The sequence below is a fragment of the Paenibacillus radicibacter genome, assembly GCF_024721995.1.
In the GTDB taxonomy this organism is placed as follows: domain Bacteria; phylum Bacillota; class Bacilli; order Paenibacillales; family NBRC-103111; genus Paenibacillus_AM; species Paenibacillus_AM radicibacter.
In genome coordinates this window covers 335,852-359,902 of record NZ_JANQBC010000001.1, presented here as the reverse complement: position 1 = coordinate 359,902, position 24,051 = coordinate 335,852, and the positions used below count along the sequence as shown (strand labels likewise).

General features: G+C 43.3%; 28 protein-coding genes. 24 read left to right on the top strand and 4 right to left on the bottom strand.

From position 1 onward, the window contains the following. From NV379_RS01700 to NV379_RS01605, 20 genes are all read left to right on the top strand, one after another. Nucleotides 1-510, top strand: coding sequence for an A24 family peptidase (locus NV379_RS01700; protein ID WP_258205529.1), 510 nt, complete (start codon nucleotides 1-3; stop codon nucleotides 508-510). Nucleotides 511-533: 23 nt separating this feature from the next. Next, entirely contained in the window at nucleotides 534-2,447 is a 1,914-nt protein-coding gene (locus NV379_RS01695; protein WP_258205528.1) for a DUF6382 domain-containing protein, read from the top strand. Nucleotides 2,448-2,511: 64 nt separating this feature from the next. Beyond that, nucleotides 2,512-2,802 (top strand): Dabb family protein, encoded by a 291-nt coding sequence (locus NV379_RS01690; protein WP_258205527.1) that lies wholly within the window; start codon nucleotides 2,512-2,514, stop codon nucleotides 2,800-2,802. 136 nt (nucleotides 2,803-2,938) lie between these two features. After that, nucleotides 2,939-3,988 (top strand): M42 family metallopeptidase, encoded by a 1,050-nt coding sequence (locus NV379_RS01685; RefSeq protein ID WP_258205526.1) that lies wholly within the window; start codon nucleotides 2,939-2,941, stop codon nucleotides 3,986-3,988. Further along, nucleotides 3,988-5,943 carry an ABC-F family ATP-binding cassette domain-containing protein gene (locus tag NV379_RS01680; RefSeq protein WP_258205525.1) on the top strand — a complete coding sequence of 652 codons (1,956 nt, stop codon included), beginning with the start codon at nucleotides 3,988-3,990 and terminating at the stop codon, nucleotides 5,941-5,943. Before NV379_RS01685 ends, NV379_RS01680 begins: the two co-directional genes overlap by 1 nt. 107 nt (nucleotides 5,944-6,050) lie before the next feature. Then, nucleotides 6,051-7,664: an ABC-F family ATP-binding cassette domain-containing protein gene (locus tag NV379_RS01675; RefSeq protein WP_258205524.1), complete on the top strand. Its 1,614-nt coding sequence runs from the start codon at nucleotides 6,051-6,053 to the stop codon at nucleotides 7,662-7,664. 18 nt (nucleotides 7,665-7,682) lie between these two features. Then, nucleotides 7,683-8,216 carry a hypothetical protein gene (locus NV379_RS01670; RefSeq protein ID WP_258205523.1) on the top strand — a complete coding sequence of 178 codons (534 nt, stop codon included), beginning with the start codon at nucleotides 7,683-7,685 and terminating at the stop codon, nucleotides 8,214-8,216. Nucleotides 8,217-8,219: 3 nt separating this feature from the next. Continuing rightward, on the top strand, nucleotides 8,220-8,549 hold the full coding sequence (locus tag NV379_RS01665) for a thioredoxin family protein (RefSeq protein ID WP_258206195.1): 330 nt from the start codon (nucleotides 8,220-8,222) through the stop codon (nucleotides 8,547-8,549). A gap of 28 nt (nucleotides 8,550-8,577) precedes the next feature. Next, entirely contained in the window at nucleotides 8,578-8,958 is a 381-nt protein-coding gene (kapB, locus tag NV379_RS01660) for a kinase-associated lipoprotein KapB (protein ID WP_258205522.1), read from the top strand. Between the two features lie 167 nt (nucleotides 8,959-9,125). Beyond that, nucleotides 9,126-9,488 carry a hypothetical protein gene (locus NV379_RS01655; RefSeq protein WP_258205521.1) on the top strand — a complete coding sequence of 121 codons (363 nt, stop codon included), beginning with the start codon at nucleotides 9,126-9,128 and terminating at the stop codon, nucleotides 9,486-9,488. Nucleotides 9,489-9,606: 118 nt separating this feature from the next. After that, the gene (locus tag NV379_RS01650) at nucleotides 9,607-10,662 is read left to right on the top strand and encodes a CotH kinase family protein (protein ID WP_258205520.1); all 1,056 of its coding nucleotides are present in this window, start codon (nucleotides 9,607-9,609) and stop codon (nucleotides 10,660-10,662) included. 93 nt (nucleotides 10,663-10,755) lie between these two features. Beyond that, complete coding sequence (locus NV379_RS01645) at nucleotides 10,756-11,373, top strand: trimeric intracellular cation channel family protein (RefSeq protein ID WP_258205519.1); 618 nt, start codon at nucleotides 10,756-10,758, stop codon at nucleotides 11,371-11,373. Then, a complete protein-coding gene (locus tag NV379_RS01640) occupies nucleotides 11,373-11,840 on the top strand; it encodes a hypothetical protein (protein WP_258205518.1) in 468 nt (155 codons plus the stop codon). The genes NV379_RS01645 and NV379_RS01640 overlap by 1 nt, the downstream gene beginning before the upstream one ends. Nucleotides 11,841-11,907: 67 nt before the next feature. Beyond that, nucleotides 11,908-13,101, top strand: coding sequence for a formate-dependent phosphoribosylglycinamide formyltransferase (gene purT / locus NV379_RS01635; protein WP_258205517.1), 1,194 nt, complete (start codon nucleotides 11,908-11,910; stop codon nucleotides 13,099-13,101). 3 nt (nucleotides 13,102-13,104) lie between these two features. Continuing rightward, a complete protein-coding gene (locus NV379_RS01630; protein ID WP_258205516.1) occupies nucleotides 13,105-13,587 on the top strand; it encodes an acyl-CoA thioesterase in 483 nt (160 codons plus the stop codon). 122 nt (nucleotides 13,588-13,709) lie between these two features. Further along, nucleotides 13,710-14,771 carry a sulfate ABC transporter substrate-binding protein gene (locus NV379_RS01625; protein ID WP_373426063.1) on the top strand — a complete coding sequence of 354 codons (1,062 nt, stop codon included), beginning with the start codon at nucleotides 13,710-13,712 and terminating at the stop codon, nucleotides 14,769-14,771. Between the two features lie 21 nt (nucleotides 14,772-14,792). Continuing rightward, nucleotides 14,793-15,629, top strand: coding sequence for a sulfate ABC transporter permease subunit CysT (cysT, locus tag NV379_RS01620; RefSeq protein ID WP_258205515.1), 837 nt, complete (start codon nucleotides 14,793-14,795; stop codon nucleotides 15,627-15,629). A gap of 9 nt (nucleotides 15,630-15,638) precedes the next feature. Further along, nucleotides 15,639-16,529: a sulfate ABC transporter permease subunit CysW gene (gene cysW / locus NV379_RS01615; protein WP_258205514.1), complete on the top strand. Its 891-nt coding sequence runs from the start codon at nucleotides 15,639-15,641 to the stop codon at nucleotides 16,527-16,529. Beyond that, nucleotides 16,530-17,600 (top strand): sulfate/molybdate ABC transporter ATP-binding protein, encoded by a 1,071-nt coding sequence (locus tag NV379_RS01610; RefSeq protein WP_258205513.1) that lies wholly within the window; start codon nucleotides 16,530-16,532, stop codon nucleotides 17,598-17,600. It begins immediately after the preceding gene. A 184-nt stretch (nucleotides 17,601-17,784) separates the two neighbouring features. Beyond that, on the top strand, nucleotides 17,785-18,783 hold the full coding sequence (locus tag NV379_RS01605) for an alpha/beta hydrolase (protein WP_258205512.1): 999 nt from the start codon (nucleotides 17,785-17,787) through the stop codon (nucleotides 18,781-18,783). Nucleotides 18,784-18,847: 64 nt separating this feature from the next. Here NV379_RS01605 and NV379_RS01600 read toward each other — a convergent pair whose 3' ends face one another. After that, complete coding sequence (locus NV379_RS01600) at nucleotides 18,848-19,177, bottom strand: DUF1700 domain-containing protein (protein ID WP_258205511.1); 330 nt, start codon at nucleotides 19,175-19,177, stop codon at nucleotides 18,848-18,850. A 10-nt stretch (nucleotides 19,178-19,187) separates the two neighbouring features. Further along, a complete protein-coding gene (locus tag NV379_RS01595; RefSeq protein ID WP_258205510.1) occupies nucleotides 19,188-20,045 on the bottom strand; it encodes a DUF4097 family beta strand repeat-containing protein in 858 nt (285 codons plus the stop codon). Between the two features lie 176 nt (nucleotides 20,046-20,221). Between NV379_RS01595 and NV379_RS01590 the strand changes: the two genes are divergently transcribed. Next, on the top strand, nucleotides 20,222-20,752 hold the full coding sequence (locus NV379_RS01590; RefSeq protein ID WP_258205509.1) for an FtsX-like permease family protein: 531 nt from the start codon (nucleotides 20,222-20,224) through the stop codon (nucleotides 20,750-20,752). Between the two features lie 104 nt (nucleotides 20,753-20,856). Here NV379_RS01590 and NV379_RS01585 read toward each other — a convergent pair whose 3' ends face one another. Continuing rightward, nucleotides 20,857-21,528: an LrgB family protein gene (locus NV379_RS01585; RefSeq protein WP_258205508.1), complete on the bottom strand. Its 672-nt coding sequence runs from the start codon at nucleotides 21,526-21,528 to the stop codon at nucleotides 20,857-20,859. After that, nucleotides 21,528-21,899, bottom strand: coding sequence for a CidA/LrgA family protein (locus tag NV379_RS01580; RefSeq protein ID WP_258205507.1), 372 nt, complete (start codon nucleotides 21,897-21,899; stop codon nucleotides 21,528-21,530). Before NV379_RS01580 ends, NV379_RS01585 begins: the two co-directional genes overlap by 1 nt. A 113-nt stretch (nucleotides 21,900-22,012) precedes the next feature. On the opposite strand from NV379_RS01580, the gene NV379_RS01575 reads away from it, so the two are divergent. The 3 genes from NV379_RS01575 to ytxJ all read left to right on the top strand — a co-directional run bounded on the left by NV379_RS01575 (nucleotide 22,013) and on the right by ytxJ (nucleotide 23,953). Next, the gene (locus tag NV379_RS01575; protein WP_258205506.1) at nucleotides 22,013-22,903 is read left to right on the top strand and encodes a LysR family transcriptional regulator; all 891 of its coding nucleotides are present in this window, start codon (nucleotides 22,013-22,015) and stop codon (nucleotides 22,901-22,903) included. Between the two features lie 88 nt (nucleotides 22,904-22,991). Then, entirely contained in the window at nucleotides 22,992-23,537 is a 546-nt protein-coding gene (locus tag NV379_RS01570; protein ID WP_258205505.1) for a chromate transporter, read from the top strand. Nucleotides 23,538-23,614: 77 nt separating this feature from the next. Then, a complete protein-coding gene (ytxJ, locus tag NV379_RS01565) occupies nucleotides 23,615-23,953 on the top strand; it encodes a bacillithiol system redox-active protein YtxJ (protein ID WP_258205504.1) in 339 nt (112 codons plus the stop codon). Nucleotides 23,954-24,051: the final 98 nt, after the last annotated feature.

Here is a 24,051-nt window from a genome sequence, read left to right as displayed (position 1 = left end):
ATGTTAGAAATCGTGTTAGCTGTATTTATCTTAATTGCATTCATCACGGATGTGCGACGAAGTCAAATTCCGAATGTGCTTACGGTAAGTGCAGTGCTTATTGGACTCCTCCTTCAAGGTATAATTGGAGGTTGGGATGGACTGCTTCAAGGTTTAATTGGTATGGGTGTAGGGCTTGCTGTAATGCTTCCTCTTTATTTATTCGGGGCGCTTGGAGCGGGTGATGTGAAGCTATTCGCAGGGATTGGAGCAATTACGAGTCTATCCTATGTGATGAATTCCATGTTGTATTCACTGCTGTTCGCAGGACTCATCGGTGTAGTAATTCTTATCTGGCGCAAACAAGTCAGGCAGAAAGCATCCATGCTCTTTAGTGTGATTGGCATTACGTTTATTCATCGAGACTTACAAGCCGTTCGAACCGTTCGTAATAGCAAGAATATTACTTTTCCTTTCATGTATGCAGTTCTGCCAGGTTCAATCCTTGCGATGCTGGAAGGATTTTGGTGAATAAATGGAAGGAGGGATGTCATTTGGTTGATGAGCTATACGGTTTACAAGTAAGGTTTATGGAATCAGGCACTCATTTTATGGTGTTGGAGCGAAGTAACGGTATGCGGCGTGAAGAGCTAGACTCTTTACAGTTAAACATGCTGTTAGCGAATACACCACCAAACCTGATTCCGCTCCGTTTACAGGAAATTAATGAGAATACGATGCTTCTTTATAACATCTCCTCGTTAAAAATGCTTAGTTATTCCTTACGTGGAAGTACATTAACAATCCAAGATGCATTGGATTTATTAACAGGCATTGTACAAGCATTAGATCAAGCAGCGAATTACATGCTTCATGTGGATCGATTCGTGCTGCATGAACAGTTTATTTTTATCGGAAAAGGGTGGAGAGATGTCTCGCTCTTATATATTCCGATGCAATTGTCGCAAGCTCCATTGCTCCGTGTTCAAATGAAGCAGTTACTCGGCGTGATCATGCAGCATCTGACAAAAGCACATATGAACCCTTTAGCTGAACTTGAAAGACAATATGATCAACAAAATTGGAGTGTCTCCTTGTTTAGAGAGCAACTTCAGCAACTTGCCTTGAATCCCAATCGGGCTTATAACATGCAAGAGACAGAAGAACAACAATTAAGAAACGAACCTTATCAAGAACGTACGAGTCTATTGGGCGGAGGATTCTCAAATCGTGTACAACCACAAGTGACGAATGTGGCTCAAGCACCCTCTACGATGACAGATACTTCTGAACCGCCACAAGCTTCATCTAAAGGCTGGATTTTTCGTTTATTTGGAAAAAAGAACAAAGAAGCGACTCCAAAAATAAAGAAGGAGAAGCCAGCTAAAGTAAAGAAGGAAAAGTCTCCAAAAGAACAAAAGGAATCCCCGGCATGGGGGCTAAGAGAGCCTGGCAGCAAACAAGCGGAGAGACACTCCAACCAAGAGACGAACGAACAAGAAGTTACAGTGGCCTCCTCGAGTAAAAATCTAATCGTGATTGGACTAGTAGCGAGTCTACTTGGATGTGCCTATGCATGGAGTCAGTATATGACACTGATGACAGAGGGATGGCTATATATCGCGCTAGGACTGACGCTTGTGTTAGTAGCATTCCTATTGGTGTATTTACCACGCGGGGTTAAAGATTGGAGTGGGACCAAACCGAAGAAGTTGAAGACTAAGTTTAAGCTTGAAGACGAAGGGACGGAGTACGAAGTTGAAGTGCCAGAGCTTGCGGCATCCGTCGTGAAACCGAAACCTGCTAATCAGAGCGGGGGGCAGGTAGGTCAGCAGTTTCCAGTGCATGCGAACAATCATTTATCGTCTGCATCCCACCAACAGCTGGAACCATCTTCTCCACCACCATATCAACAAGGGAATCAGCAGGTAAGTCAACAAGCCAATCAAGTGATGAGTCAACCCGTAAATCAACCCCAGTATGAGGTTTCTGCTCCTGTACTGTCGGCACCGAATCCTACCGATAATACGCAGTCAGATTACTATGCGAACTTGCCGCAGCATACCGTCATGCTCCCGCAGGGTGATGCGCAGGCTACCGTATTCTTAGGGAAAGATGCACTTGCACACATGGATGTCATTAAAGCAACGAAGTCAACAGAGCCACGTCCTTATCTGGAAACAAATCGTAAGGGTAGCTCGATTCAGTTTACGCTTCATATTTTCCCTTTTGTCATCGGTCGTGGAAATGAAGCACATGTAAAGACAGAAACGACAATTGGTGTTTCACGCATGCACGTTGAAATTACGCAAAAATTCGATAAATACTTCATTCGTGATTTAGGATCGAAGAATGGGACTTCGCTTAATCAAACACAGCTGGTCGCGTATGAAAACTATCCTTTGAATGAAGGCGATCAAATCGGGGTACTGACCGAAACTTATATTTTCAAAAAAGTTACTCTTTGAAATTTCGCCTATGCTATAATAATGGACAAACTTATGAAACATAGCTGACAAGGAGTGTATGCGGATGTTTACGCACGTTGTATGTTTTAAATTGAAAGATCGTTCACCAGAGGCAATCGAAGTGACACGTCAAGTGCTTGCAAATATGGAAGGTAAAATTCCACAGCTTCGTTATATCGAAGTAGGTACAGATGTACTTCGTTCGGATCGTTCTTATGATCTTGTACTTATTACTAAATTTGATTCCCAAGCGGATATGGAAGCCTACCAAGTACATCCGGCACACCTTGAAGTAGGGGCACATATGAAGCAAGTATTAGACGGAACGTCTGTCGCGGTTGACTTCGTTGGGTAAGTGAGAATATTATCTATTTTTCAAATGAAAAATGGGTTTAGATGTTTGATAAAATAAGGAAAACAGTGTAGTATCCATAAGTGAGACAGCACTGTTTTTTTGTGTCCAAAAGTGCGAATAAAGGGGATGTTCGTCCGTGAAAAATCCGTTTGATCAAACTTATATTCTAAAGATTTTGCAAGAATTATTGAATACACCTAGCCCAACAGGCTATTGCCATCACATTATTGAAAAAGTACGTCATGAGACGGAAAAATTAGGCTATGCTTTCCACACAACGAATAAAGGTGGCGGTGTCATTACGGTTCCGGGACAATCAAGCGAAGTGCTTGGGATCTCAGCACACGTGGATACGCTAGGTGCGATGGTACGCTCGATTAAACCATCGGGTTCCTTAAAACTAACTTCCGTTGGCGGTTATATGGGAAACTCGATTGAGAATGAGTACTGCCAAGTGCATACACGTGACGGACGTACGATTGATGGGACGATCTTGACAACGAAACCATCGGTGCACGTCTATAGTGATGCTCGCGATATGAAGCGTGACGAATCGGTTATGGAAGTACGATTGGATGAAATCGTGAGTTCCAAAGCAGACGTTGAAGCACTTGGTATTCGCGTTGGCGATTTCGTATCCTTCGATCCGCGCGTTCAAATTAAGTCCAGTGGGTACGTGAAGTCCCGTCACTTGGACGATAAAGCGAGTGTTGCGGCGATTTTCGGTATGTTAGAGTGGATGAAGCGTGAAGGTGTTACACCACAGCGTACACTCAACATTTTCATTACAACGTATGAAGAAGTAGGTCATGGTTTAGCTCATTTGCCTGCTGAAGTGACTGAACTTCTAGCTGTGGATATGGGTGCGATGGGCGACGATCTTACTGGTAATGAGCAGCAGGTTTCAATCTGTGCGAAAGACTCTTCAGGTCCTTACGACTACGCAATGACTACACGTCTAATTGAACTGGCTGAGCGTGACGGTATTGCTTATGCGATAGATATTTATCCGAATTACGGTTCAGATGCTTCAGCTGCGCTTCGCGGCGGCAACGATATTCGTGCAGCATTAATCGGACCAGTTGTGCATGCTTCTCATGCCATGGAACGTACGCATATTCATGCGATTCTTGGAACAGCAGCCCTTATTGCTGCTTATGCAACAGATGCGGCGGTGAACAACTAGTGAATATTTTGCAAGTGCTGAATGTATCGAAGAGCTATGGGGAAAAGGTACTTTTCGATGACATCAGCTTCACCTTGAATGAAGGTCAGCGTATTGGACTTATCGGGGTGAATGGCACAGGGAAATCGACATTACTTAAACTTTTGGCAGGAATGGAAACACCAGATAACGGAAAGCTAGAACATGCGAATCATTTCAGAGTGGAATATTTGTCCCAAGCTCCTGAATTACCTAAGGGCGCGACTGTTATTGAAGCGATGTTCGCAGCTGACTCGGAGCTTGCTCAAGTCATTAATGAGTACGAGCAGCGTCTACGCGAGCTTGAAGTGAATCCGAACGATACCCATGCTCAAGAGCGCTTATTAGTCGTGCAAGAGCGAATTGAAGTGCTTGATGCATGGGATGTCATGACGACGATGAAGACTGTGCTAACGAAGCTCGGTATTATCGACTTTGATAAAAATGTGGATACGATGTCAGGTGGTCAGCGTAAGCGTGTGGCAATGGCGCGTGCGCTCATTCAACCTGCGGACTTGCTAATCCTGGACGAGCCTACGAACCATATTGATCACGCAACGGTCGAGTGGTTAGAAGACTTCCTGAAGAGATGGAAGAAAGCACTTCTGATCGTAACCCATGATCGTTACTTCTTAGATCGTGTGACGAATCGAATTCTGGAGCTCGATAAAGGCAATTTACACAGTTATGATGGCAACTACGCTTATTTCTTGGAAAAGAAAGCTGACCGGCTTGTCCGTGAAGCCGCGACAGAAGACAAGCGTCAAAACTTGCTTCGCCGCGAGCTTACATGGCTGCACCGTGGTGCGAAAGCACGTACGACGAAGCAGAAAGCGCGTGTTGAGCGTGCTGAAGAACTGCGTGACCGGAAGGTTGCAGGTCCTGATGACAAGCTGGACCTCGCACTTAGTGGATCTAGACTCGGACGCAAGGTGCTGGAGATTCAGAATCTGAGCAAGAGTTATGGCGGCCAGACATTGATCCAAGATTTCAATTACATCGTGATGCCGAATGATCGTCTTGGTATCATCGGTGAGAACGGCAGCGGTAAGTCGACGCTGCTGAACATGCTCGCTGGCCGCATTGAACCAGACAGCGGTGTGATCGAAACCGGTCAAACCGTTAAACTTGCTTATTACACGCAAGAAAATGCAGAGATGGACGAAGAGATGCGTGCTATCGACTACATCAAAGAAGTGGCTGAAGTGATTCGTACAGCAGATGGTGGTACGATTAGTGCGAGCCAAATGCTCGAACGGTTCCTATTTACTCCGAATCAGCAGTGGACACCGATCCGCAAGTTATCCGGTGGCGAACGCCGCCGTCTGTACTTACTACGTACTTTGATGGGGGAGCCTAATGTACTCTTCCTTGATGAACCGACGAATGACTTGGACATTGAGACATTGACGATTCTTGAAGATTACTTGGACACTTTCCCAGGTGCAGTTATTACGATATCCCATGATCGATATTTCTTGGATCGTACATGTACACATCTATTCTCATTCGAAGGAAACGGACAACTTGAGCCTTACATCGGTACGTATTCCGAGTTCTTAGAGTCACGTAAAGAACGTGAACTCGAAGAAACAGCAGCTCTGAAGAATACATCCAACAACACAAGTTCTGCTTCTGTTAACCAAGGATCTACACCTGCGAATGCATCTTCAACGGACTCCAATTCTGATCGCTCGAAGCTTAAGAAATTAACTTTCAAAGATCAGAAGGAGTGGGATGGAATTGAGGATTTAATCGCTTCGCTTGAAGCTAAATCTGAGGATTTGAAGCAGCAGATTGAACTTAATGGTAGTGACTCGATGCTTGTGCAGAAGCTGTTTGCCGAAGATGAAGAAGTGGCGAAGCAATTGGACCATGCCATGGAGCGTTGGGCGATATTGTCTGAAATGGTGGAAGAGATCGAAAGCAATAAATAAAGAATTAGGACACTTCGCTATTCAGCTGCTTCTTGGATCGAGGAAGCAGCGAGTAGCGTTTCGTGTTATAATAGAAGAAATTTCGTATAAGGGTGGTTCTTGAATTAATGATAACAGTAACAGACGTAACTTTAAGATATGGAAAGCGCGCGCTTTTCGAAGACGTAAACATTAAGTTTACACCAGGTAACTGCTATGGTCTAATCGGTGCGAACGGTGCAGGTAAATCAACGTTCCTTAAAATTCTATCCGGTGAAGTTGAGCAGAACAAAGGAGACGTACACATCCCTGCGAACGAGCGTATGGCTGTTCTAAAACAGAATCATTACGAGTACGATGAGTTCCCAGTTCTTGAGACGGTAATCATGGGACATGCGAAATTGTACTCCATCATGAAAGAGAAAGATGCGATTTATGCAAAACCAGACTTCAGTGATGAAGACGGTATGCGTGCTGCTGAACTTGAAGGTGATTTCGCAGAGCTTGATGGATGGCAAGCAGAGTCCGATGCGGCTGAGTTGTTGATTGGACTCGGTATTACGCGTGAACTGCATGATCAAAAAATGGCAGAGCTAAGCGGTAACGAGAAAGTTCGCGTATTGCTTGCGCAAGCGTTGTTTGGCAGCCCGAATATTCTACTGCTCGATGAGCCTACCAACCATTTGGACATGGAATCCATCAAGTGGTTAGAGAACTTCTTGGCTCGCTATGAAGGCACTGTAATCGTGGTATCTCACGATCGTCACTTCTTGAACCAAGTATGTACACATATTGCTGATATTGACTTTGGTAAAATCCAAATGTACGTAGGTAACTACGACTTCTGGTACTTATCTTCTCAACTTGCACTTAAACTTGCTCGTGAGCAGAATAAGAAAGTGGAAGAGAAGCGTAAAGAATTGGAGCAATTTATCGCACGTTTCTCCGCGAACGCGTCTAAGTCCAAGCAAGCGACATCCCGTAAGAAGACTTTGGAGAAGCTTACACTTGAAGACATCAGACCTTCAACGCGCAAGTATCCGTTTATTAACTTTAAAGCTGAGCGTGAAGCGGGTAAACAGCTTCTTGCTGTTGAGAATCTTTCCAAAGCAGTCGATGGTGAGACTATAATAGACAACCTTACATTCACTGTAAATAAAGGCGATAAGATTGCATTAGTAGGTCCAGACGGACATGCGAAATCAACTCTTTTCAAAATCTTGATGAATGAGCTAGAAGCGGACAGCGGTACGTATACATGGGGCGTTACAACTTCCCAAGCATACTTCCCGAAAGATGCTTCCGACTACTTCGACGTTGACATGAACCTTGTTGACTGGCTTCGTCAATACTCCAAAGACCAAGATGAGTCCTTCATCCGCGGCTTCCTTGGACGTATGTTATTCTCTGGTGAAGAGGCGCTTAAGAAAGCGAATGTTCTATCCGGAGGAGAGAAAGTACGCTGTATGTTATCCAAAGTGATGCTAAGTTCTTCGAACGTTCTTCTGCTTGATGAACCAACGAACCACTTGGACTTGGAATCCATTACAGCACTTAATAATGGTTTAGTTGACTTTGACGGTACGTTGCTATTCGTGTCCCATGACCATGAGTTCGTTCAAACAGTTGCGACTCGTATCATGGAAATTACACCTAAAGGTCTAATCGACAAGATGATGACTTACGATGAATACCTTGCAAGTGAAGAAGTAAAAGCTCTTCGTGCAAGCATGTACGCATAAATAAGCGAGGGATCCAGCATGTTCGATCCGACAATTTTTGATAATTTAAAAGTAGTATTAGAAGGTGCGGTGTATGATCTTGATCTGGAGGGGACCATCTTGGTGACCTCCCGCCAAGATTACGTCGATTTATCCAGTATGTCTCGAACATACGAGATTGGATTTGCGATGAAAGGGGAGAAGCCGGTTGCATTTGCCGAACTCTCCCTGCACGCTTCTTTAAAAGATTTGTCTGCAGAAATTCTGGAAGTAGATGCAGAGCAATCCGGCTGTACACTAGGCATTAAATTTCTGACGCAGACTCGTGATCCGAATGTCTTGTGCAACCTGATCCAACAGGAGATGGCTGTGCAGTGGAGCGGTAGACCGATCATGGAACAGACCGTATCTTACACGCATGGAGCAGTTGAACAGGTGTATACAATCACGGTTTCACTCTCATTTGGACGTAAGGTAAATGAATCGCATGTGCAGGATTTCCCTGAGCTGATTGAATATGCGGCTGCAAGCTTAGAGTGGCTCACTCAGCAGCAGTTGAAGCAGCAAGGTTAGGTGATGGGAATGCAAGAGTTAACTTTGACCGAGATTCAGCACAAGCTAAGGGCGGAGCAGGATGAATTCGCACTATTCTTATTTAGTCCACTTTGTGGGACCTGTCAGGTGACGCATCGAATGCTGGATATTGTGCTGCAGATGGAACCTGAACTCCCGGTATATAAAGGTAACTTGAATCTCATGTCGCAATTAAGTGATGTGTGGCAAATTACTTCTATTCCTTGTATTGTCATTTTGAAAAATGGTAATCTCGTAACGAAATTTACGCGGATGGAATCGGTTGAGCGGCTACTATCTGCGCTTAGACCGATGCTTCCTAAGTACCGCTAACCTATGATTTTGAAAGAAGGAATAGCAGATGTTAGAAGTAGGGAAATTCGTCACTGCTACTTACAAGACAGGTGAATATATCGGAGAGATAGCTGAACCTGCTGGACTTAGCAAAGTTGCTGTGCGTATACTTGCAGTAACGAAACATCCGGAACAAGGAAATCTGCATCAACCCTACAATGGTGGAGCGGTTATGTTTCATCAGCGTAAAGCGCTTGCTTATACCGAAATTGCACTCATTGCGCTGCAAGTGGTAGAACCATTCCAAGGTGCAGTTCCACCGTATAAGGAGTCGCTACGAGCAGCATTTGACGTCATGCTAGCAGAACTCCAAGCGATGTCTACGCAATGGGCAGAGCGTTCACTTGGTGAACTCGAAGATCTGCGCAAAGAATATCAATTTGAATAGTTATATTATGAAAAAAAGACGATAGAGGCATTCCGTGCTTCTATCGTTTTTTTTTGTGCAAATATATCTCCATATGAATCTATTTTACGAGAAGCTATACCTCTATCACTATCATTTTCCATCGACAAAACATAGATTGTACTATCAAGTTCGAGGAGGTGTTTAATATGACACTTAGAAAAAAATCCACAAAAAAATCTTGCGGTTGTAAAAAGAAACATGAACCTAAACGTAAATCTTGCCACTGCAAACATGAATGCGACTGCCACAAACGTAAGAAGCGTAAGCACCGTGATTGTGGATGTCATCACAAAAAAGAACACCGTAATTGTGGTTGCAAGCATAAAGAGGAACATCGCAGCCATGAACACAAACAAGAAGAGATGGAAAGTTGTCACAGAGTGGTTGAAGAGGAAAGCTGTGAAAGAAAACAAGAAGAGCATCATGAAGTTAGACAATGTGAACGTGTGATACTTGTACCTCAACGTGTAACTTTCCCATGTGGTTGCGACCGCAGACGTAGTTGGTAAGGGTGGTAGCACGCCGTGACCAGATGGATCAAGGTGGAATATTGTAAGGTAACAAAGTGCCTATCATCCCTGATAGGCTTTTTTCATTGCTGCGATGATGAAGAGAGGTTGATGATGGATGCTACTTCCAATCTATCATATTCAGATTAGTGAGCAAGCACGGTTGCGGCTTCAGCAAAATGTATGGAGCAATAGATTCGTTCCTGCCTTTAGGGTGACTAGTAAGCGCTTTGAACCTATTCAGGTTCGGTTTCGTGGAGGGCATACAAGAAATTATCCGAAAAAATCATATGAAATCATCATGCCAGACAAGCGAATTCATCTGAACGCCGAATACGATGATCCTTCGATGGTTCGAAATGCGCTCTCCTTCTATTTTTTTGATCAGATTGGAGTGCCAAGTCCGAAGACAAGGCACTGTGAACTCATCATTAACGGAGAAAGTGCGGGAGTCTACTTGGAAATTGAATCGGTTGACCGACTATTTTTCAAGAAAAGACATATTGCCGTTCAATCTCTGATGTATGCCGTGAATGATTATGCGAATTTTAGTCGAAAAGTTGGTGGGAAACCACGATTGAAAGAAAGTTTGTTTGAAGGATATAAGCAGATGATTGGTGGGGAACAAGATATTCTGCATCTGAAATCGTTTATTGCAGAGATAAATGGACGACAATCAAGGTCATTACAAGCATATTTAACAGAGCATTTGGATGTAAACAATTATTTGATGTGGTTAGCCGGTGCTGTATGCACTGGGAATTATGACGGGTTTGATCAGAACTACGCGTTCTATCGCCATCAGTCGAAGCGCTACTACCGAATTATCCCGTGGGACTATGAAGGAACATGGGGGCGCAATTGTTATGGTAAACTATGTGAGAGTAACTTGGTACGCGTGGAAGGTTATAACTTTTTAACGAAACAAATGCTTCGTGTACCAGCCTTTCGTGCGAAATACAAGAAGATATTGAATCAAGTATTGGATCAACATTTTACATTATCAAGAATAGAACCGGTTATCGATCACCTGCATTCGCAAATTGCGCCATCCATCTATCAGGATGAATCTCGTAAGTGGTCCCTTTCTACGTTTGATAAAGAACCGGAGCTAATGAAAATATATTTGGTTGAGCGTCGAGTAGATATATTAAAAGCCATATCCAAACTTTAGACACAAAGTTTTTGATTGCGAAGCTAGGGCGCTCATTCTATAATGGAATGGCTAATTGATAGAGAGAGATCAAGGACTGGAGCGTCAGACACAATGGATTGGGAGATATTCAGTATAATTGGTACGGTTGCATTTGCTCTAAGTGGTGCAGTTATTGCCATGGAAGAAGAATATGATATTTTGGGTGTATATGTGTTAGGTCTTGTGACAGCGTTTGGCGGCGGAGTGATTCGTAATGCATTAATTGAGTTACCGATGAGCTTGTTATGGTCACAAGGGATGTATTTTCAAATTGCACTAATTTGTATTACGATTGTATTCATCGTACCTAGACGTTTTATCACGCATTGGCGTACGGTATGGGACCCACTATTCGATGCGGTAGGATTATCAGCATTTGCGATTCAAGGTGCGATTCTTGCTACGAATAAAGGACTACCTATCTCTGCAGTCATTGTTGCTGCGATGCTAACAGGAATTGGTGGCGGAATGATTCGTGACGTGCTTGCAGGACGCAAACCTCTTGTATTACGTGATGAAATTTATGCGGTATGGGGCATGCTGGCTGGATTATGTATTGGACTTGGCTGGCAGCAAAATGCGATTATGCTAATTCTATTATTTGTACTTGTTGTTGGACTGCGAATGATATCATTACTTTATAAATGGAAGCTACCGCGCCGCTCGTTGCGCGAGAAAGCGAGGGTATAATGGAATCTTTTCTAAATGAAGTAAAAGTAGATGCAAGCAATCTTGAGGCACGCTTAGAAGTTGTTAAAGAATTGTTGGATGCGAATCATGAATATTATTCGATTGTCAAAGACAGCCAGACAGGTGAACACTATTTGCATTATGCATACATACATTTGAATGTTGCAGATGCAGGAAGTGAAGAACAGTTTCATCATCTCATGCCAATTGATGCAGACGACGTGATTGGTTTCATGTTTGGGGAGCAACCGTATACTTATCCAGCCAATTGGACCAGAGCTTTTTTGCGTAATGGTCCATCTGGATTCTATGTTTGGTTCGATCCAGATCATGATGCAAATTATGATGCGAATGAAGAACTTGGTGCGCAGATCGCTACGAAATTGCGTGAATTTAAGCAAACAGGAGCGACTAATGAAGATGAGGTACGCCAATTACTACAAGAATTAGATAAAGCTGGGCAATAAAGAGGAAGAGTCTGTGACAGGCTCTTCTTCGTTATTATATAGACATTCAGGGAGGGTTACGATTCATATGTATGGTGCACCACTTTCAACGAAAGCAAAGAAGATCTTGCTATTAGGTTCAGGGGAATTAGGGAAAGAAGTTATTATTGAAGCGCAGCGACTCGGGATCGAGACTGTCGCTGTTGATCGTTATGAACATGCACCTGCGATGCATGTTGCCCACCGCTCTTATGTGATTCCGATGCTTGATGAGGAAAAATTACGTGAAGTATTAACAAAAGAACAACCCGATTTGATCGTACCTGAAATTGAAGCGATTGCGACAAATGTGCTCGTCGAATTGGAACAGGAAGGATACCGTGTTATCCCAACGGCTAATGCTTCTAAGCTAACGATGGATCGTGAAGGTATTCGTCGTCTGGCTGCAGAAACGCTTGGTTTACGTACTGCGAAGTACGAATTCGCAAATACATTGGAAGAATTAAAGACAGCTATTCAAGTGATTGGAACGCCTTGTGTCATTAAACCGATCATGAGTTCTTCTGGTAAAGGACAAAGTGTATGCCGTACGTTGGACGATGCGCAGAAGTGCTGGGACATTGCGATGGAAGGTGGACGTGCCAAGAAAGCGCGTGTAATCGTTGAGCAATTCGTGAAATTTGATTCCGAGATTACGTTACTAACAGTACGTTCGGTATCTGGAACAACATTCTGTGCGCCAATTGGACATGTTCAGCAAGATGGAGACTACATCACATCATGGCAGCCGCACGCAATGAGTGAAGAGCAGATTGATGAAGCACAGCATATTGCAGCCCGTATTACAGAAGCTTTGGGTGGTTATGGATTATATGGTGTGGAATTATTCTTAAGTGAAGATGGTGTTTATTTCAGTGAGGTATCACCTCGTCCGCATGATACGGGTATGGTCACGATGGTTACACAGGATCTATCCGAATTTGCTCTTCATGTTCGCGCAATTCTAGGCTTCCCAATCCCAGATATCCGAATGATTGCACCTGGGGCTTCGCATACATTGAAGGCAACAAGGGAAACTACAAATTATACAATTTCAGGTGTTGAACAAGCCTTGTCACTGCCGCATACTCAAGTTCGAATCTTCGGCAAGCCAGAGACGAAGGTTGGCCGTCGTATGGCAGTTGCGCTATCAACAGCAGATACAGTTGAAGAAGCGCTACAAACCGCTACGAAAGCAGCTCAATACCTGCAAGTGAATTATGAGAATGAAGGAGTGGAATAAATCATGACATCAAAGCATCCAAGAGAATCTCGCTCCATCGTGACCGAACTGATTATGCCTGGGCAAACGAACTATCACGGGACTGTATTCGGTGGACAATTGTTTCATTCTGTCGATAAAATTGCATCGATTGCCGCAATGCGTCACAGCAACGGTGGAGTCGTAACTGCTTCTTGTGAAGCGCTGCAATTTCTGTGTCCAGTCAATATTGGAGAAGCAATAGAAATTACAGCTTCGGTCATCTGGACGCATCGATCCTCGATGGAATTATATGTGACAGGTGTAGCTGAGAATTTATATACCGGTGAAAAAAGAGATGCATTAACCGCCTATCTGATTTTTGTTGGACTCGATGATCAAGGTAAGTCAAGACCTGTACCAAGCATTGTGCCAGAAACGGAAGACGAACAGCGTTTATTCGAAGTCGCAGAAGCTAGATATGTGGAACGTAAACGCAAGATTGATGCAGCTCGAAGTACGAAATAATCATTTAAATCAACCTCTTCTCCATCTTTCGTGGAGAAAGAGGTTTTTTTGTGTCCACAGCCCATCCACTTTCATAGGCTAATGCTATGTGGCCCAGTCATGAAATACATAAGGGGGTGTTGATGATCAGGAGAATGAATCTTGGTGCATGTAATGGAAAGAGATGGATCGTGATCGTGCTAGTTCTAGTCTTGATGATGACGATGGTGGCATGTGGGAAATCATCACCTTCCCAATCTACGCAGCCAGTCGAGTTAATCAATGTATCCTATGATCCGACAAGAGAACTGTATCGGGACTATAATCAAGCTTTTGAAGCATATTGGAAGCAGTTAAAGGGTCAAGATGTTGTCATTAGACAGTCGCACGGAGGATCAGGGAAACAGGCAAGGACGGTAATTGACGGGTTGCAGGCAGATGTAGTGACACTTGCACTAGAGAATGATATTAATCAGCTCAAGAAAGTGGGATTAGTCCAAGGAGATTGGCAATCGAGGTTACCTGATCGGTCAGCACCCTACACCTCAACGATTGTATTTCTAGTGCGCAAAGGGAATCCCAAAGAGATCCATGATTGGCCAGATCTGATTAAGCCGGGAGTTGAAGTCATTACACCGAATCCGAAAACTTCAGGGGGAGCACGTTGGAACTATATGGCAGCATGGGGTTATGCACTCAAGACGAGTAACAAAAGCGAAGCAGCAGCCAAAGACTTTGTGACGAAGTTGTATCAGAATGTCAAAGTGCTTGGTACAGGAGCTCGTGACTCTACAACGACTTTTGTTGAGCAAGGAATCGGGGATGTGCTGATTACTTGGGAGAATGAAGCGATGTTAACGACCAAGGATGTAGGCAAGGACGATTATGAGATCGTGCTGCCGTCCATGTCTATTCTGGCAGAACCACCTGTTGCTGTTGTCGATCAAGTCGTGGATAAGAAAGGCACACGTGAGGTCGCTGAAGCGTATTTGCAATATTTATACACCAAAGAGGGTCAGACCCTTGCGGCAGAGCATTATTTCAGGCCAACGATGCCTGAGGTTGTGGAGCAATTTCGTGCAACGTTCCCAAGCATTCCACTGTTTCGCATAGATGATCCAGATTTAGGCGGATGGGATCTAGTGCAGAAGAAACATTTTAGCGATAATGGGGTATTTGATTCCATTTATAAGTTAGCGAAGTAAGCGAGCAAGGAGTCGTGATGTATGGCAGTGCGTGTAAAAAGACGTTCAATTTTACCCGGTTTTAATTTATCTCTTGGTTTTACCTTGTTGTATTTAGGCTTGATTGTGTTGATTCCGCTTTCGACCGTGTTTATTACAACTTCTGGGATGTCTTGGGCCGACTTTTGGCAGACCGTGACAAGTGATCGAGTTGTGGCTTCGTATAAGCTGAGCTTTGGCACAGCGCTCATTGCAGCAGCTGTTAATGCAGTATTTGGATTTATCGTGGCATGGGTGCTTGTACGGTATTCTTTTCCAGGCAAAAGGATACTCGACGCGCTTGTCGATATGCCGTTCGCGCTTCCAACTGCAGTTGCAGGAATTGCGTTAACGACGCTTTATTCCAAGAATGGATTTATCGGTCAAGTGCTTGAACCCCTGGGGATTCATGTAGCATTTACACCGCTTGGGATTATCGTAGCGCTCACCTTTATTGGAATCCCGTTCGTTGTACGAACGTTGCAGCCTGTCATTCAAGAGCTCGATATGGAGGTCGAGGAGGCAGCCGTAAGTTTAGGTGCTTCAAGGCTGCGGACATTCGCCCGAATCATCTTTCCCTCATTAATTCCACCGTTGTTAACGGGGTTCACTTTAGCCTTTGCAAGAGGAATAGGTGAATACGGGTCAATTGTATTTATCTCAGGGAATATGCCGCTTAAGACAGAGATTACACCTCTGTTTATCATGACAAAGCTTGAGCAGTTCGATTATCCAGGTGCAACAGCAATTGCACTTGTAATGCTCGTGTTCTCATTCTTATTGTTATTGTTTGGTAATTACTTACAATGGCGTGCGAATAAGCGCGTTACGATCAATTAGGGGGCGGCTATGCAGGATCAAATGTCGAAAGATTTTCGAATGACACCGATTGTTAGACGCCCTCACTTAAGTGAGTCACCCGTTGTCCGCTGGATATTAATCGGTATTGCCTTGTTATTCTTAGTTCTGCTCTTGGTACTGCCACTCCTTACGGTATTTATTGAGGCGTTCTCGAAAGGAATATGGATTTATCTGCAATCCTTGATTGATCCTGATGCTCTTGCAGCGATTCGTTTGACGCTTACTGTAGCAGTCATTGCGGTTCCGATGAACGTTCTGTTCGGTTTATCTGCAGCTTGGCTTGTCTCTAAGTTCAAATTTCGTGGAAAAAGTATCTTGCTGACGTTGATCGATTTACCTTTTGCCGTGTCGCCGGTTATTGCAGGGCTTGTCTTCATCCTTCTATTTGGTGGAAAAGGTTGGTTCGGGCCATGGCTTGCTGACCATAACATTCAGATTATCTTCACGCTCTCGGGTATGGTGATTGCGACGATCTTTGTTACAAGTCCACTAGTTGCTCGTGAATTAATTCCTCTCATGCAATCTCAGGGTACGCAAGAAGAAGAGGCTGCCGCATCGCTTGGGGCTAAGGGCTGGCGTATATTTTACCGAGTGACACTTCCTAATATTAAATGGGGACTGTTATACGGTATCATCTTGTGCAATGCAAGGGCGATGGGAGAGTTTGGTGCTGTTTCTGTTGTATCAGGACATATTAGCGGGTTGACGAATACGATTCCGTTGCATATACAAATCTTGTACAACGAATATCAATTTGCTGCCTCATTCGCGGTTGCTTCACTCCTTGTGATGTTGGCAGTTCTAACATTAATCGTGAAAAGTATATTTGAATGGAAATATCATGGTAATGGAATTCACAAAGAAAGTGGGGAACGTTAGATGCAGATCGAAGTCCGGTCTCTGCGTAAGAGCTTTGGGGGGTTCCAAGCAGCAAGAGATGTTTCTTTTGAGATAGAGAAGGGTCAATTAATCGGATTTCTTGGGCCGAGCGGGGGCGGGAAGACGACGATGCTCCGTATGCTTGCGGGTTTGGAACGTCCTGACGCTGGAGATATTTATTTTGAAGGGCAAAGGGTCAACGATTTAACACCGCAGCAGCGCCAGATCGGGTTTGTATTTCAAAATTATGCGTTGTTTAAGCATATGAATGTGTTTGAGAATATTGCATTTGGGCTACGTGTGAAAAAAAGTACCAAAGAGCAAATTAAGGCACGGGTACACGAGTTATTAGAGCTAACAGGATTATCTGGGCTGGACAAACGATTGCCGCACCAGCTATCTGGTGGACAGAAACAGCGGGTAGCTTTTGCTCGTGCATTAGCACCACAACCTAGTGTACTGCTGTTAGATGAACCGTTCGCTGCCATTGATGCTAAGGTGCGCAAAGAGCTGCGCAGTTGGCTGAAAGAGACAATAGAACGTGTGGGCATCACGACGATTTTTGTTACACATGATCAAGAGGAAGCCATTGAGGTCGCAGATGAGATTATGATCATTAATCATGGGGAAATCGTGCAGAAGGGTAGTCCTTATGAGATTTATAAAAATCCAATGACACCATTCGTCGCTTCATTTATTGGCGATTCGACTGTACTCGGTGATATTTCATATTTACGCGGATTCGAGAGTGTTGAAGGTGATGCGATCATTCGCCCTGAGTTCGTCGAAATAGGCAGTGAAGAAGAAATATCGTGTCTGCATGCGGCAGAGCGAGGCATTGTTCGCAATGTTTGTTTCCGTGGAACAAGTTGGCAAATTGAGCTTGAGGTACGGGATCATACGCTTGTTGCGTATCGGTCTTTGGAGAAAATGAAGCTTGAACTTGGCAGTGAAGTGTATGTGCTTATTCATCGGGTCTATGTGTTTAATGAAGTGAAATCAGGCTCTGTTGAGAACACATGCAAACACGCTAAGGTGACACCCCCCACGTTAATCCGAAGTGTTCGATAACAATTAGTCACTGTAGCATAACAATCCTTTGCGGCTTGCTGTTTCGTGATGTATTGCCTAACGAGAGCGAAGCAGCTAAGCACAAGGGTAATCTTTCTTGTTTAAGAAGGAATTACCATCCTAATTCTGCGTATTTGTGGTAAAATGATGAAGAAACATATGCAGAATGCGAGGTTTAAATTCGATGATAACAGAAAAATTTACATTTATGGACCCACAAAATAATGATATATTCGTCTATTGCTGGAAACCAAACCATGACGTGAGTCCTATTGGAGTCGTTCAATTGGCCCATGGTATGGCTGAACATGCAGGGCGCTATGTGAGGGTTGCAGAGGCGCTTACAGCTGAAGGATATATTGTATATGCGAATGATCATCGAGGACATGGACGTACCGCTCATTCCTCGGATGACTATGGCTTTGTTGGGTATGACGGATTTCATTGGTTGGTACATAATTTAGGACAATTATCTGAAGTAATCCGAGAAAGGCATCCTAATTTGCCTCTTATTCTGATGGGGCACTCGATGGGATCTTTTTTGGTGCAAAATTATATGTATACCTATCCAGATCAAGTCGATGCTTTTATCTTATCTGGTACAGGTGGCAAGCAATCTGCCGTACAATTATTCTTTGGCACCTTGCTCGCACGTAACCAAGCGAAGCGTAAGGGAGAAAATCACCGTAGTATCCTGCTAAACTCATTAACATTCGGGAAGTACAACAGTGGCTTTAAACCAACCCGTACGGAGTTTGATTGGCTGACTCGTGACGAAGAAGAAGTCGATCAATACGTAGATGATCCCATGACAGGGGCTGTATTTACTGCATCGTTCTACCGTGATTTCTTCACAATGCTGAAACAATTACACAAGCGTAAGAATATGGAGCTAATTCCACGAGATAAGCCTGTGTATATTTTTGCAGGAGATAAAGATCCAGTTGGGTTTAATGGTAAAGGTATTCTTGATTTAGTAGAGCGATACAAATCACTAGGTATAACGAATCTAACTTACAAGTTGTACCCCGATGCTCGTCACGAAACACTCAATGAAGTGAATCGGGATGAAGTAACGAAGGACTTGATTACACAATTGAACGATATGGTAGAGAAGATTTCTATAGTCTCTTCAAATACTAAATCAGACTCCGAATCAGAAGATTCCAATCCAGACTCTTGATATGAAAAAAAGCTCCCTTTGCCAAGAACGAATTGTTCATGGTTGAAGGGAGTTTTCATTTGCTTTAGCGCGGACGAAACCAGGTACGCAAATTCCATATATAATAACGTCGGCATAGACGTCGTATTGGGCGCATTAAGAGATAAACCGCAATTAAGAGCAGGATACCAAACCCACATATCGTAATCGATAGGAAAAATTCTGACCCTGAATATACACCCGCGAGCATAAAGTCAATAATTGCAATAAGTGGAGCGCTCGTTGCTATAAGTGCCATGAGTCCTAGAATGAAGTAAAGTGCAAGCATGATCAGACAGATTGGCAGCGTGAAAATGATATGGAATACGATAAAGCCAATTAATCGGGGGAGAGATAGGTTATTCCTTTTATTCATCTTTACCACCTTATCTTTGGATGACCGTGATGTTTCCCACATCAGAGACGACTTTAATTAACTGGTCCGATTCACCTGTTGTCTTGGGTTCTTTGATTTGACCCAGATTTGTCTTTAAGTCAAACCTTCCTGAATAGCGGCTAGGTAAACTGATTGTTACATTACCAACTGAAGTTCCGATTTGAGCAGAAGCTACGTAGTCTTGGAATAAGTTAACCTCGCCAGATTTGGTTAGGATAATGGAATCTCCAGACATATGATCGATGTCTACGTTACCACTTCCAGTAATGGCATACAATCTGCCGTTAATCTTACTCCCTGTAATCATCCCCATATCGGTCTCTGCTCTTACTGTATTCGTCGTTAAATTGCTAAGAGTCACCCCACCAAGTGCGGTATGGATCTCTGCATTGCGAACAGTGACGTTATTGAGCACGACATTGCCGTTATCCGCTGAAACCTTCAGATTATCAATCTTTGCTTTGTCAGATAAAGACACCGTAATTTGATGGTGAAGTGAGGTTTCGGTTAACTGAACGTGGAGTAATCCGATGTTCTTCTCGACTTTCGAGTTAATTTCTAATTTTTTGTTAGAGATGGTTGAGCTTTTAATTTGATTGATCGCTTTACTTGGCGCATTGCCTTTAATTTCAATATGATTTGTACCGTCCGTACTTTTTGTGAATTGAATAACAGATCCATAATTGCTATTAATAACAAGTTGATCGAGTTCATCTGCATTAAATGCCCACTTCAATTCATAGGGAACAGCGGGTTCTTCTTCATCAAATTGAAACCCATAGAAGAGCATGCCTACGACGCCAACAACAATCATCCATATTGCTGTCCAAACAAGCTTTTTCATCATGGTTCATGCGTCCTTTCCGTGGGAGTGCTATCTTGATTATGTCCTACGATTCCACGGTTTGATACATCTTGTCACAAATGTTTGCCGCCAAAGCCCTTGTCTTGATTGTACTTATCACTTATCGTAACACTAGTATAACAAAAATGAAAGTTTACTAAAGGTAGCGGGGGAGTAAGATGTATCGCATTTTAATTGTTGAAGATGAAGAGAAAATTGCTGTAATTTTACAAGAAATGCTCCGTAAATTCGGCTATGAAGCTATTCGCGCGACGGAGTTTCGTGATTTGAAGAAAGAATTTATACAGGTGCATCCGCATCTTAGACAAATTCGTACGATATCCAATGTGCCAATCTTATTCGTCTCTATCTTATTCTTCATCGCTTCTGGCTCCATGTTATATTTCAAATTGTTCACGGAGCTTGAAGAAGACCGTAGACAGTTCGATGCCTTATCTCGGATCGGAATGCCGATTCAAGAAATTTCACGTGTTTTAACGATGCAGACGGCGGCACTCTTCATCATTCCTTGTATCGTAGGTGCGGTACATATGTTATTCGCAATGAAAGCACTGAGCAACATCTGGAATGACAATACGATCTACTTCGGAATTGCAGTAGTGGGGATCTATATCTTGATGCAGCTTGCCTACTTCTTCGTCGCTCGGAGAATGTACATGAAGCGAGTATTAAGTGGCATTGTGCAATAGAAGGAAAGACATGAACAAATAAAAAAAGAAGCGATCCTCTCATTCGGGTCGCTTCTTTGTATGTACGATATGGTGCATGGCATACAGGGCACTACATCAACGCCCTACAACCATGCAGTTACAAGTGGTGCTAATGCTAGTGTTGAACCGCCTGCAATAATGATCGATAAGCTGGATACCGAACCTTCTACAGATCCAATTGCATATGCTTGTGCCGCTCCCATCCCATGTGCGCCCATACCAAGTAATGTACCTTTGGCAAGCTGAGATTTAATTTTCATATGTCGAATCAAGAACGGACCAATCACACTTGTAAGACCTGTAATCACGACGAAGATCGCTGTCATACTCGGTATGCCGCCAATCGTCTGAGATATATCCATTGCAATCGGTGTTGTAACCGAACGCGGTGCCATACTTTTTAAGATCGAAGGATCAAGGTGCATCAACTTCCCAAGCATGACTGTGGATACAATCGCCGCAAAGCTGCCGATCACAAGACTACTAATAATTTCAATGAAATGCTTCTTAATAAGTGGAGCGAATTTATATAAGGGTACGACGAACGCGACGGTCGCAGGTCCTAACATCTTGGAAAGCCAGATGTTACCTGTCATCCACTCTGTATAATCCAAATGCGTTAATTTCAGAATTGCTATAATGCCAATCATGGATAGAATGACGGGTGAGAAGAACGGGTACGACCAACGTTGGTATATTTTTTTCGAAATGATATAAACTGCAATCGTTAGCGCCAAGTAAAGGATGGCCATCATTATGAATTCATGCCTCCTCTGTATTTGACTAGTAACTCCGTGATCTTGCCGGTAATTCCCATCACGATTATCGTACTAAGTACGATAATAATTATGAATTGCAAGCCATAGGAGCGAACAAGCTCGCCATAGTTAACAATCCCAATAGCGGCAGGAATAAAGAAGATAAGCATTTCACCAATCAACCACTGCGAACCGAGTTCCAGCCATTCTAACTTCAATACGCGGAAATGTAGTAAGGCGAATACGATTGCGATCGCAACGAATGCGCCGGGAATTTTCCAATTTAGCGCTGTGACAATATAATCGCCAATCAGCCAGAAGATATAGAACAGAATAACCTGTCCTGTACCGATCAAAAACTTTCTCATAGATGTCATCTCCTCTGTGTGTAACTCAAGTATACATGGATCTATGTATGAGGTAAAATATATAGATCGCATGTTATCCATGCATTCTATCTATAGATAAGAGGCGAACATTCATGGAGCTTCATCATTTGATGTATTTTAAAGAAGTCGCTGAGAAAGGCGGTTTTACGAAAGCAAGCCAACATCTGCACGTCAGTCAACCGACGATTAGCAAAATGGTGCGTGATCTCGAAGATGAGCTGGGCATTCAATTGTTTGATCGAAAAGGTAAGCGTGTCGTCCTAACCGATGCTGGAAAAGTATTACTTGATCAAGCGAACAAGGTGCTCGATGCTTTTCATAATGTACCTACGGAATTGTCTGAAGTCATTCATTTGCAAAAAGGTTCGATTCGTCTCGGCTTGCCGCCGATGATTGGTTCGATTTTCTTTTCGAAAGTGATAGCAAAGTTTCATCAACTATATCCTGCGATTAAGATCCAAATTATTGAAGCGGGAGCGAAGAAAGTGACTGAATCGATCCACGAAGGAAGCTTGGATTTAGGTGTTGCCATTTTGCCAGTAGATATATCGAAGTTCGAGGTGTTTCCGTTCTTTCAAGATGATCTGATGGTGTTGACCCACTCCAATCATCCACTTGCAAGTCGAGAGCAGATTACGCTGAGTGAGCTCAGTCAAGAATCGTTCATTATGCTCTCGGAAGACTTTGCGCTGCATGATATCATTCTGAATTTGTGTGCGCATATGGGCTTTACGCCGGATATTGTGTGCAAGAGCTCGCAGTGGGATTTTATTGGAAAAATGGTCTCGGCAGAGCTTGGTATCTCGTTCTTACCCGAGACGATCTGCACTTTGCTCGACAAAGAGAATATTAAACTTATACCGCTAGTCAAACCGAATATCCCCTGGCATCTTGGACTCATATGGGGGAAAGATCGCTATTTATCCTATGCCGCGAAGGAATTTATACAAGTGACGCAATCCCTATTACCAGCTGAAACATAAGGGTGTATGGGTTTATTTGGTTGTCGATTATTCTTCGATTGGTGTATGCTAAGAACAAATGCTTGAGAAGAGAGAAGGTACTTGAGCGATGTTAATGAAACTGTGGGGACTGTTCTTGGGGTTTGGTAGATCGACACTGCTCGGTTATGGTGGAGGACCATCTATCATTCCTTTGTATGAACACGAAGTTGTAGAAAATTTCAAATGGTTAAGTAAGGATGAATTTGGTCAGGCTCTTGCATTCTCGAATGCGCTACCAGGACCGATTGCTACGAAGCTTGCGGCTTATGTAGGTTATCGGGTAGCAGGCTGGGGAGGTGCATTAATTGCACTTGGAGCTGTTGTACTTCCTACAGCCTTACTTATGATTGCACTCGTCTTTATGATGAGCAAGCTGCAGAACAATCAGGTTATTAAAGGGATGATTCGCGGGATTCAGCCCGTGATCTTCGTTATGATGGCAATGCTTGCCTATGAATATGCGAAGTACGTATTTGAGCCAAGCACCGGCGTTGTGAACTATGTGCCATTTTTAATCGCAGTCGGATTTTTTATTATGGTACAATACATGGGAATTAGCGTGATCTGGGGAATTCTAGCAGCACTTGTTGCAGGAGCGCTGTTCTTAAGATAAATCCATTAAAAATACATGGATTTTACAGCTATCTTTATCTATACTAGAGGGAGCTATTAGAGGGGAGAGGTTACATAATGACCTATCAAGAAATTACGACGCTTGAAGAATGGAATACTCTGTTGCAGGAGTTTGATAATAAGGGAATTGTTGTTTTTAAGCACAGCACAACATGCCCGGTATCAGCTTCTGCACTTGAAGAATATGAGCAATATTTAGAAGGTACACCGAACACAGATGTAGCTTACTACTTTGTGAAGGTTATCGAATCCCGCCCTGTATCGAATCAAATCGCTGAAGATTTGCAAGTGAAACATGCTTCACCGCAAATTTTGTATTTCGATAAAAAGCATTGCGTATGGAACACTTCGCATTGGTCCATCACTGTAAAGCACATGACGGCTGTCTTGAACTAACTGCTTAGCTTACATGAAGTAGTGTCTGACTCCTTATGGAGTCTTTTTTATTGAGTGCAATTAATAATTCATTTTTCAGATATTATAGAAACAGATAG

Bases quoted from the DNA above. Each gene is read 5' to 3' on its own strand.
- ytxJ (WP_258205504.1), top strand. From the start codon at position 23,615: ATGACCTATCAAGAAATTACGACGCTTGAAGAATGGAATACTCTGTTG.
- NV379_RS01605 (WP_258205512.1), top strand. From the start codon at position 17,785: ATGATAACAGAAAAATTTACATTTATGGACCCACAAAATAATGATATA.
- NV379_RS01665 (WP_258206195.1), top strand. From the start codon at position 8,220: ATGGGAATGCAAGAGTTAACTTTGACCGAGATTCAGCACAAGCTAAGG.
- NV379_RS01600 (WP_258205511.1), bottom strand. From the start codon at position 19,177: ATGAATAAAAGGAATAACCTATCTCTCCCCCGATTAATTGGCTTTATC.
- NV379_RS01655 (WP_258205521.1), top strand. From the start codon at position 9,126: ATGACACTTAGAAAAAAATCCACAAAAAAATCTTGCGGTTGTAAAAAG.
- NV379_RS01570 (WP_258205505.1), top strand. From the start codon at position 22,992: ATGTTAATGAAACTGTGGGGACTGTTCTTGGGGTTTGGTAGATCGACA.
- NV379_RS01670 (WP_258205523.1), top strand. From the start codon at position 7,683: ATGTTCGATCCGACAATTTTTGATAATTTAAAAGTAGTATTAGAAGGT.
- NV379_RS01625 (WP_373426063.1), top strand. From the start codon at position 13,710: ATGATCAGGAGAATGAATCTTGGTGCATGTAATGGAAAGAGATGGATC.
- kapB (WP_258205522.1), top strand. From the start codon at position 8,578: ATGTTAGAAGTAGGGAAATTCGTCACTGCTACTTACAAGACAGGTGAA.
- NV379_RS01645 (WP_258205519.1), top strand. From the start codon at position 10,756: ATGGATTGGGAGATATTCAGTATAATTGGTACGGTTGCATTTGCTCTA.
- purT (WP_258205517.1), top strand. From the start codon at position 11,908: ATGTATGGTGCACCACTTTCAACGAAAGCAAAGAAGATCTTGCTATTA.
- NV379_RS01585 (WP_258205508.1), bottom strand. From the start codon at position 21,528: ATGATGGCCATCCTTTACTTGGCGCTAACGATTGCAGTTTATATCATT.
- cysW (WP_258205514.1), top strand. From the start codon at position 15,639: ATGCAGGATCAAATGTCGAAAGATTTTCGAATGACACCGATTGTTAGA.
- NV379_RS01675 (WP_258205524.1), top strand. From the start codon at position 6,051: ATGATAACAGTAACAGACGTAACTTTAAGATATGGAAAGCGCGCGCTT.
- NV379_RS01690 (WP_258205527.1), top strand. From the start codon at position 2,512: ATGTTTACGCACGTTGTATGTTTTAAATTGAAAGATCGTTCACCAGAG.
- NV379_RS01575 (WP_258205506.1), top strand. From the start codon at position 22,013: ATGGAGCTTCATCATTTGATGTATTTTAAAGAAGTCGCTGAGAAAGGC.
- NV379_RS01610 (WP_258205513.1), top strand. From the start codon at position 16,530: ATGCAGATCGAAGTCCGGTCTCTGCGTAAGAGCTTTGGGGGGTTCCAA.
- NV379_RS01590 (WP_258205509.1), top strand. From the start codon at position 20,222: ATGTATCGCATTTTAATTGTTGAAGATGAAGAGAAAATTGCTGTAATT.
- NV379_RS01640 (WP_258205518.1), top strand. From the start codon at position 11,373: ATGGAATCTTTTCTAAATGAAGTAAAAGTAGATGCAAGCAATCTTGAG.
- cysT (WP_258205515.1), top strand. From the start codon at position 14,793: ATGGCAGTGCGTGTAAAAAGACGTTCAATTTTACCCGGTTTTAATTTA.
- NV379_RS01595 (WP_258205510.1), bottom strand. From the start codon at position 20,045: ATGATGAAAAAGCTTGTTTGGACAGCAATATGGATGATTGTTGTTGGC.
- NV379_RS01650 (WP_258205520.1), top strand. From the start codon at position 9,607: ATGCTACTTCCAATCTATCATATTCAGATTAGTGAGCAAGCACGGTTG.
- NV379_RS01630 (WP_258205516.1), top strand. From the start codon at position 13,105: ATGACATCAAAGCATCCAAGAGAATCTCGCTCCATCGTGACCGAACTG.
- NV379_RS01700 (WP_258205529.1), top strand. From the start codon at position 1: ATGTTAGAAATCGTGTTAGCTGTATTTATCTTAATTGCATTCATCACG.
- NV379_RS01580 (WP_258205507.1), bottom strand. From the start codon at position 21,899: ATGAGAAAGTTTTTGATCGGTACAGGACAGGTTATTCTGTTCTATATC.